Annotated in this window: 2 protein-coding genes; one reads left to right on the forward strand and one right to left on the reverse strand. The window is 43.3% G+C overall.

What is annotated here, in order from left to right:
* Positions 1-2: 2 nt before the first annotated feature.
* Positions 3-1,106 (reverse strand): Glu/Leu/Phe/Val dehydrogenase dimerization domain-containing protein, encoded by a 1,104-nt coding sequence (locus E1163_RS07680; protein ID WP_155170851.1) that lies wholly within the window; start codon positions 1,104-1,106, stop codon positions 3-5.
* Positions 1,107-1,329: 223 nt separating this feature from the next.
* Between E1163_RS07680 and E1163_RS07685 the strand changes: the two genes are divergently transcribed.
* Positions 1,330-3,120 (forward strand): ABC transporter ATP-binding protein, encoded by a 1,791-nt coding sequence (locus tag E1163_RS07685; protein WP_155170852.1) that lies wholly within the window; start codon positions 1,330-1,332, stop codon positions 3,118-3,120.
* Positions 3,121-3,409: the final 289 nt, after the last annotated feature.

The raw sequence follows: 3,409 nt of genomic DNA on the forward strand, positions 1-3,409 counted from the left end.
GTTTATCGAGGTAACTTAACCCTACCTATATCTGCAATTCGTTTTTCTGCAAGTTGTATGGCAGCTTCCTGCGTGGAGATACCTTTGTCTTCCGCAACATTTAAAATGTTAAGGCAGGTATCATAGATTTTCTCGGCAGTATTGTAAGCCCTGTCTCGATTATACGCACCAAGGTGCTCTTCATATACGTTGATCAGCCCACCAGCATTGATAAGAAAATCAGGAGCGTAAGTTATGCCTTTATCGATCAGCATATATCCGTGCCTGTGCTCGTCTTCAAGCTGGTTATTGGCTGCACCGGCAACTATCTGGCACTTCAGCCTTTTGATAGTGTTGTCGTTCAAAGTAGCGCCTAATGCACATGGAGAGTAAACATCCATGTCGATATCATAGATTTCGTCCATGCCTACCACTTTGGCGCCATAGTTTGACGATACCTGCTTAAGCTTTTCCTGGTTGATATCCGTTATATAAACCTCGGCATTTTCTTTTGTAAGGTGCTCTACCAGATACATACCTACCTGGCCAACGCCCTGTACACCAATTTTTTTACCTGTGAGACTGTCGCTGCCAAATACTTTTTTGGCAGTAGCTTTCATGCCGAGATATGTACCATAAGCTGTAACCGGAGATGGGTCTCCGCCACCACCCATGCTTTCAGGGAGGCCTGTCACGTGTGAAGTTTCCATACCGATGTACTCCATGTCACGCGTCTTCATATTCACGTCCTCAGCCGTGATGTACTTACCGTTCAGGCTCTCTACAAACTTGCCAAACCTTCTGAGGAAAGCTTCGGTTTTCATAGTAGAAGCATCACCGATAATAACGGCTTTTCCACCACCCAGATTAAGGCCTGTAATGGCTGCCTTGTAGGTCATTCCCCTTGATAGTCGAAGTACGTCGGTCAGCGCTTCTTTTTCAGAAGCGTAGTTCCACATCCTTGTGCCTCCAAGAGCAGGTCCCAATACAGTGTTATGGATCCCAATGATTGCCTTTAGGCCCGTAGCCTGATCATGGCAGAAAACCACCTGCTCATGATTGAGTTTTGCGAGCCCGCCAAAGACAGAATCCTCACCCACTCGTTCCACTTCATTTATTTCCATCATAATAATGTTAAATAATTAGTTTATTGTAGTTTTGAACCTTGATAAAAGAGGAATGCTCTAGAAAAAAGGTCGGTCAAAAATAAGGCTTTTTTGTTATTTTTTCAATTCCGGTAACGTTTGCGAAAAACCCGGAACGCCGTAGGCCGTTTTAGAGATAAACCCATATAAAATTTGGTTTACGTACTTAAACGAAGCATTTTATCTTGACCAGGACTCTCGCTGAATGAAGGAACTAAGCTATCTCAATAAATATCTTTGGAAATACAAATATCACCTCGTCCTGGGACTGGTGTTTATTATCATTTCCAACATCTTTCAAATCATTCCGGCACCTATAGTGCGGTACGCCATGAACCTGGTGAGTGAAAACATCAGTGTATACCGCGCCTTTGAAGGTGTAGACCTGCAAAATGATATCTACGATATTTTTGCAGGAAGTATTTTGATCTACGCCGTGCTGATACTGGTTATGGCCCTGCTGCGGGGTGTATTCCTTTTTATGGTACGCCAGACCATTATTGTAATGTCGAGGTTGATAGAGTTTGACCTTAAAAATGAAATTTATGCGCATTACCAGTCTCTGCCTTTAAGCTTTTACAGGAGAAACAACACCGGCGACCTTATGAACCGAATCTCTGAGGATGTGAGCAAAGTGCGCATGTATCTGGGACCTTCGATTATGTACGGGCTTAGCATGGTCACCCTTTTTGCTATGCTCATACCCTACATGCTTTCCATCAATGTTACCTTAACCCTGTATGCGCTTATCCCGCTACCGATTCTATCCGTAAGCATCTACTACGTCAATAACATCATCAATAAAAGGTCAGAAGAGATCCAGGTCAGCCAGTCAGCCTTGTCCACCTTTGTGCAGGAGGCTTTTTCCGGCATACGAGTGTTAAAATCTTTTACGAGGGAAAGCGACTCTATAAGAAAGTTCACGAATGAAAGTAATGAATATAAAGACCGTTCGCTCGAGCTTACCAAAGTGCAATCACTGTTCTTCCCTTTGATCCTCGGCCTTATTGGACTGAGTACTATATTAACAGTATATGCTGGTAGTGCGGAAGTGATCAAGGGCACCCTTACATTTGGTAACATCGCAGAATTTATCATTTATGTAAACCTTCTGACCTGGCCGGTAACCTCACTCGGCTGGATAAGCAGTATTATTCAACGTGCGGCGGCATCGCAGAAGAGGCTCAACGAATTCCTGAAAGTAGAAAACGACATTGTGAGTACGGAAGATTTGGTGGAAGAACTTGAGGGCGAGATAGAGTTTGACCATGTGGATTTTGTTTATCCGGACTCAGGCATTCAGGCTTTGAAAGATGTCTCTTTTAAAGTTAAGCCCGGGCAGTCTTTGGCTATAATCGGAACCACAGGTTCTGGCAAAAGTACCATAGCCAATCTGATCTCCAGGATGTATGATGTGTCCAGCGGGCAGATCATAATTGACGGAAGGGAAATACAAAAATATAACCTCATCAGCCTGCGAAGCCAGATCGGATATGTACCTCAGGATGTATTTCTTTTCAGCGATACTATCTATAATAATATTGCTTTTGGTGCTACCGAGGCCACGGAAGAGCGAATACTTGATGCAGCCCGTGAGGCAGATGTTTATAATAACATTATAGAATTTCCGAATGGTTTCAATACCCGCGTAGGCGAACGTGGCATAACATTGAGTGGCGGGCAGAAGCAGCGGGTTTCCATAGCCAGGGCTATATCCCGTGACCCCAAAATATTGATGCTTGATGATGCCTTATCTGCGGTGGATACCAAGACAGAAAATACTATTCTTAACAGCATGAAGCGTATCATGAAAGGCAGAACCTCCCTGGTTATTTCCCATAGGGTGTCCTCTGCCAAGCTTGCTGATAAAATTATAGTACTGGATGACGGTTATGTGATAGAGGAAGGAACACATGATGAGCTCATGAAGATGAATGGCGCTTATAAAGAGTTGTTTGAAAAGCAAACCCTTACCGAAGAAACCCTGGAAAGCTAACACTTATAACAGAAAAGGCCAGGCATTTTGCCTGACCTCTCCACACTAGGAAATGCTTTTATCTTAATTTACTTACTCTCTTAATGCAGCTTGTTCTGCCGGAGCGACTATGCTTTTAAAATCGTTTTCTGCAAATATTACAAAGTAAGCTTTTTGCTGATTTTAATATTTAATAATGGCATCTCAAATCCTTTGCCATACCGGTATCTCAGGCTAATTTGTTGCTATTCTTGCGGCAGGAGCGGGTTCACCCTTTGGTGGTTTCTCATATTGGGATTTTCCGTTTCAC

Origin of the sequence: Fulvivirga kasyanovii (assembly GCF_009711405.1) — a bacterium.
Taxonomy (GTDB): domain Bacteria; phylum Bacteroidota; class Bacteroidia; order Cytophagales; family Cyclobacteriaceae; genus Fulvivirga; species Fulvivirga kasyanovii.